The sequence below is a fragment of the Kitasatospora sp. NPDC047058 genome, assembly GCF_040643935.1.
Classification (GTDB): domain Bacteria; phylum Actinomycetota; class Actinomycetes; order Streptomycetales; family Streptomycetaceae; genus Kitasatospora.
In genome coordinates this window covers 1-4,494 of sequence record NZ_JBEYVJ010000488.1, presented here as the reverse complement: position 1 = coordinate 4,494, position 4,494 = coordinate 1, and the positions used below count along the sequence as shown (strand labels likewise).

Annotated in this window: 2 protein-coding genes; both read left to right on the top strand. The window is 77.3% G+C overall.

The genetic code is table 11. From position 1 onward, the window contains the following. Positions 1-3,578, top strand: a 3,578-nt coding sequence (locus tag ABZ885_RS35995) for an amino acid adenylation domain-containing protein (protein WP_360198479.1), incomplete at its 5' end; no start/stop codon positions are given. 43 nt (positions 3,579-3,621) lie between these two features. Then, positions 3,622-4,494, top strand: an 873-nt coding sequence (locus tag ABZ885_RS35990) for an aminotransferase class I/II-fold pyridoxal phosphate-dependent enzyme (RefSeq protein ID WP_360198476.1), incomplete at its 3' end; no start/stop codon positions are given.

The following is a 4,494-nucleotide window of genomic DNA, read 5'->3' as shown; positions in this document are numbered from 1 at the left end:
GGACGGAGCTGGCGGCCCTGCCGCTCTCCCCCAACGGCAAGGTGGACCGGGCGGCCCTGCCCGAGCCGGCCACCCCGGCCGGGCCGGCCGACCGGCTCGCCCCGCGCACCGCCGCCGAGGCCGCGATCGCCGCGATCTGGCAGCGGCTGCTGGAGCTGCCCGAGGTCGGCGTCCTGGACGACTTCTTCGCCCTGGGCGGCCACTCGCTGCTCGCCAACCGGCTGGTCGGCGCGCTGCGCGCGGAGTTCGGCGTCGAACTGCGGCTGCGCGAGGTGTTCGCCGCGGTCACGGTGGCCGCCCAGGCCGAGCTGGTCGAGCGGCTGCGCTCCGCGGCCGGCGACGGCGAGGGCGACGGCGGCCCGGCGGGCGGCACCGCCGCCCCGCTGCCGCCGGTCGTCCCGGCGGACCGCAGCCGTCCGCTGCCGCTCTCCTTCGCCCAGCAGCGGATGTGGCTCTTCGACCGCTTCGCCCCCGGCAACCCCGCCTACCACGTGCCCACCGCGGTGCGGATCGGCGGCGAGCTGGACCCGGTCGCGCTGGCCGCCGCCCTGCGCGCGCTGACGGCCCGGCACGAGGTGCTGCGCACCGTGCTGCCGGAGGCGGACGGCGTGCCGACGCAGCGCGTCCTGCCGGCCGGCGAGGCCCCGCTCACCGTGCGCGACCTCGCCGACGGCGAGCGGGCGCAGACGGTGGTCGACGCCTTCGTCGCCCGTCCGTTCGACCTGGCGGCCGAGGTGCCGCTGCGCGCCCTGCTGCTCCGGGTGGCACCGGACGAGCACGTGCTGGTGCTGGTGATCCACCACATCGCGCTCGACGGCTGGTCGATGGGCGTGCTGGTCGAGGACCTGGGCGCGCTCTACGACGGCCGTGAGCTGCCGCCGCTGCCGGTGCAGTACGCCGACTACGCCTGCTGGCAGGCCGACCGGGCCGCCGAGGGCCGCTGGACCGGGCAGCTGGCGCACTGGCGCGAGCGGCTCGCCGGGCCGCTGCCGGTGCTGGAGCTGCCCGCCGACCGGCCCCGCCCGGCCGTCCCGAGCCTGGCCGGCGGGGTGCACGAGTTCGAGCTCCCCGGCGAGCTGACCGGGCGGCTGCGCGCGCTCGGCGCCCGGCACGGCGCCACCCTGTTCATGGTGCTGCTGGCCGGCTACCAGACCCTGCTGGGCCGGCTCTCCGGCGCCGAGGACGTCCTGGTCGGCACCCCGGTCGCCGGCCGCGGGCAGCACGAACTGGACGGCCTGGTGGGCTGCTTCGTCAACAGCCTGGCGCTGCGCGGCGACCTCTCCGGCGACCCGGCCTTCACCGGGCTGCTGGAGCGCACCCGGGACCGGACGCTCGCCGACTTCGACTGCCAGGAGGTGCCGTTCGAGCAGGTGCTGGACGCCGTCGGGGCCGAGCGCGACCCGGCCCGGCACCCGGTGTTCCAGACCATGCTGACGCTGCAGAGCGCCCGCCCGCCCCGGGCCGGCTTCGCGGGGCTGCGGGTGGAGCCGCTGGAGGCGCGGACCGGCTCCTGCCTGATGGACCTGATGTTCACCGCCGTCGAGCACGACGGGCGGCTGGCCTTCACGGTGGAGTACGCGACGGACCTGTTCGACGCGGCGGGCGTCGCCCGTCTGGCGCACCGCTTCGGCGTGCTGCTGTCGGCCGCCGTCGACGCGCCGGGGACCAGGTTGTCCGCGCTGCCGCTGCTCGACGCCGAGGAGCGCCGCACCGTGCTCTCCGGGTGGAACGACACCGCCCGCCCGGTCCCGGCCGGCGGCCTGCACGACCTGGTCGCGGCGGCCGCGGCCCGCACGCCCGGCGCCCCGGCGCTGGAGCACGAGGGCCGGACGACCAGCTACGCCGAACTGGAGGCCGCCGCCGAGCGGTGCGCCGCCCGGCTGCGCGCGCTGGGCGTCGGCGCGGACAGCGTGGTGGCGGTGCACGCGGCCCCGACGCCGCAGCTGGTCACCGCCCTGCTCGGGGTGCTGAAGGCGGGCGCGGCGTTCACCACGCTGGACCCGGAGCTGCCCGGGGCGCGGCTGCGCCGGCTGCTGGAGCTGTCCGGCGCCGGGCTGGTGCTCACCGACGGGAGCCCGGCCGGACCGCTGTTCGACGGGCTGCGGGTGGAGCCGGTCGACGGGCCCGCCCCGGCCGGGGCCGCTGCGAGCGCCCGCCCGGCCGGACCGGAGGCGCTGGCCTGCGTGTTCTTCACCTCCGGCACCACCGGCGAGCCCAAGGGCTCGATGTTCACCCACCGGGGCCTGGTGAACTTCACCCTGGCGATGGCCGAGGAGTTCCGCCTCGCCCCCGGCGACCGCTTCCTCCAGCTGGCCTCCACCGGCTTCGACGTGCTGGTCGAGGAGCTGTTCCCGGCCCTGGCGGCCGGCGCCACCGTGGTGCTGCCCGGCGCCCGGCTGCTGGCCCGCGGCGTCGACCTGACCGGCTACCTGGCGGAGCACCGGATCACCGGCCTGGAGCTGACCACCGCCTACTGGCACGACTGGACCGCCGAACTGGAGCGCACCGGGGCCGCACTGCCGCCGGACCTCCGCTTCGTCGCCATGGGCGGCGAACGGGTGCGCCGGGACCGGCTGGCCGCCTGGCAGCGCCTCGGGGTTCCGCTGGTGCACGTGTACGGGCTCACCGAGGTGACCTGCACCTCGGCCACCCGGCGGGTGACCGGCGAACCGGTGGGCGGCGACGGCCTGCCGATCGGCCGCCCGCTGCCCAACACCACCGTCTACCTGCTGGACCCGGCCGGGCGGCCGGTGCCGGTCGGCTCCCCCGGCGAGCTGTTCCTCGGCGGCGCCGGCCTGGCCCGCGGCTACCTGGGCCGCCCGGGGCTGACCGCCGAGCGCTTCGTCCCGGACCCGTACGGCGAGCCCGGCTCCCGGCTCTACCGCACCGGCGACCTGGCGCGCCACCGGGCCGACGGGGAGGTGGAGTTCATCGGCCGCGCGGACCAGCAGGTGAAGATCCGCGGCCACCGGATCGAACCCGGCGAGGTGGAGGCCCGGCTCGCCGGACTCCCCGGGGTCGAGGCCGCGGCGGTGGTGGTCCGCGAGGACGAGCCGGGCGAGCAGCGCCTGGTCGGCTACGCGGTCGCCGCCCCCGGTGCCGCACCGGACGCCTTCGAGCTGCGCGCCGCGCTGCGCGAGCGGCTGCCCGAGTACCTGGTGCCGTCGGCGGTCGTGCTGCTGCCCGCGCTGCCGCTGAACGGCAACGGCAAGCTCGACCGCGGCGCGCTGCCCCGGCCCGGCCGGGCCGAACTGGCCGGCGGCGCGGCGGTCGCCCCGCGCACCCCCGCCGAGCGGGAGATCGCGGAGCTGGCGGGCGAACTGCTCGGCCTGCCGGCCGTCGGCGTCCACGACAACCTGTTCGACCTGGGCCTGCACTCGCTGCTGGCCGCCCGGTTCGCCGCCCGGGTCCGCGAGACCTGCCGGGCCGAGGTGCCCCTGCGGGTCTTCTACGAGGCGCCCACCGTCGCCGAGCTGGCCCTGCGGGTGGTGCAGCTCCAGGCCGAGGCGACCGACCCGGACGACCTCGCGCAGCTGCTCGCCGAGCTGGAGGCCGAGGACGGCCTCGCCTCCGCCTGACCCCGCCCCGGCCACCCACCCGATCCGCCTTCCGGAGGAACCCGTGACCATCGCCCCCGCCCTGCTCGAGGACTGGCTCCGCGAGCGGTACTTCACCACCACCTACGACATCAGCAGCAGCGGTGTCGAGAACTACACCGTCGACCAGGTCCTCGCCCTGGCCGGCACCGACGCCGCCTCGCTCGGCGGCATCGTGTTCCGCGACAGCCACTCGCTGGGCGGCGAGCCGCTGCGCGCCGCCCTCGCCGAGCGGCACGGCACCGACCCCGGCTCGGTGATCGCCACCCAGGGCTCCAGCGAGGCCATCTACCTGGTGATGCAGGCCCTGCTGAAGCCCGGCGACGAGGTCGTGGTGCAGGCGCCCGCCTACCACGCGCTGGTCGAGGTGGCCGCCTCACTGGGCTGCCGGATCGTCCCCTGGGCGATGCGCACCGAGCACGGCGTGGTCACCAACGAGGACGAGCTGCTGGCGCTGATCGGCCCGGGCACCGCCATGGTGGTGGTCAACTTCCCGCACAACCCGACCGGCGCCACGGTGACCGCGGACCAGCAGGCCGCCGTCGTCGACGCCTGCGCCCGCTACGGCACCTGGCTCGCCTGGGACAACGCCTTCCAGCACCTGGTCTACGACCGCGAGCCGCTGCCCGACCCGGCCCCCGGCTACCCGCGGGCGATCTCCTTCGGCACCCTGTCCAAGGCGTACGGCCTGCCGGGCCTGCGGGTCGGCTGGGCGCTGGCCGCGCCCGAGGTGCTGGCCGGCTGCGTGCGCCGCCGCGACTACACCAGCCTGGCGCTCTCCCCGCTGGTCGAGGCGGTGGCCACGCACGCCGTGCAGCACGCCGACGAGCTGCTGCGCCCCCGCCTCGCCCAGGCCACCGCCAACCGCGCGGTGCTGGCCGGCTGGCTGGCCGAGCAC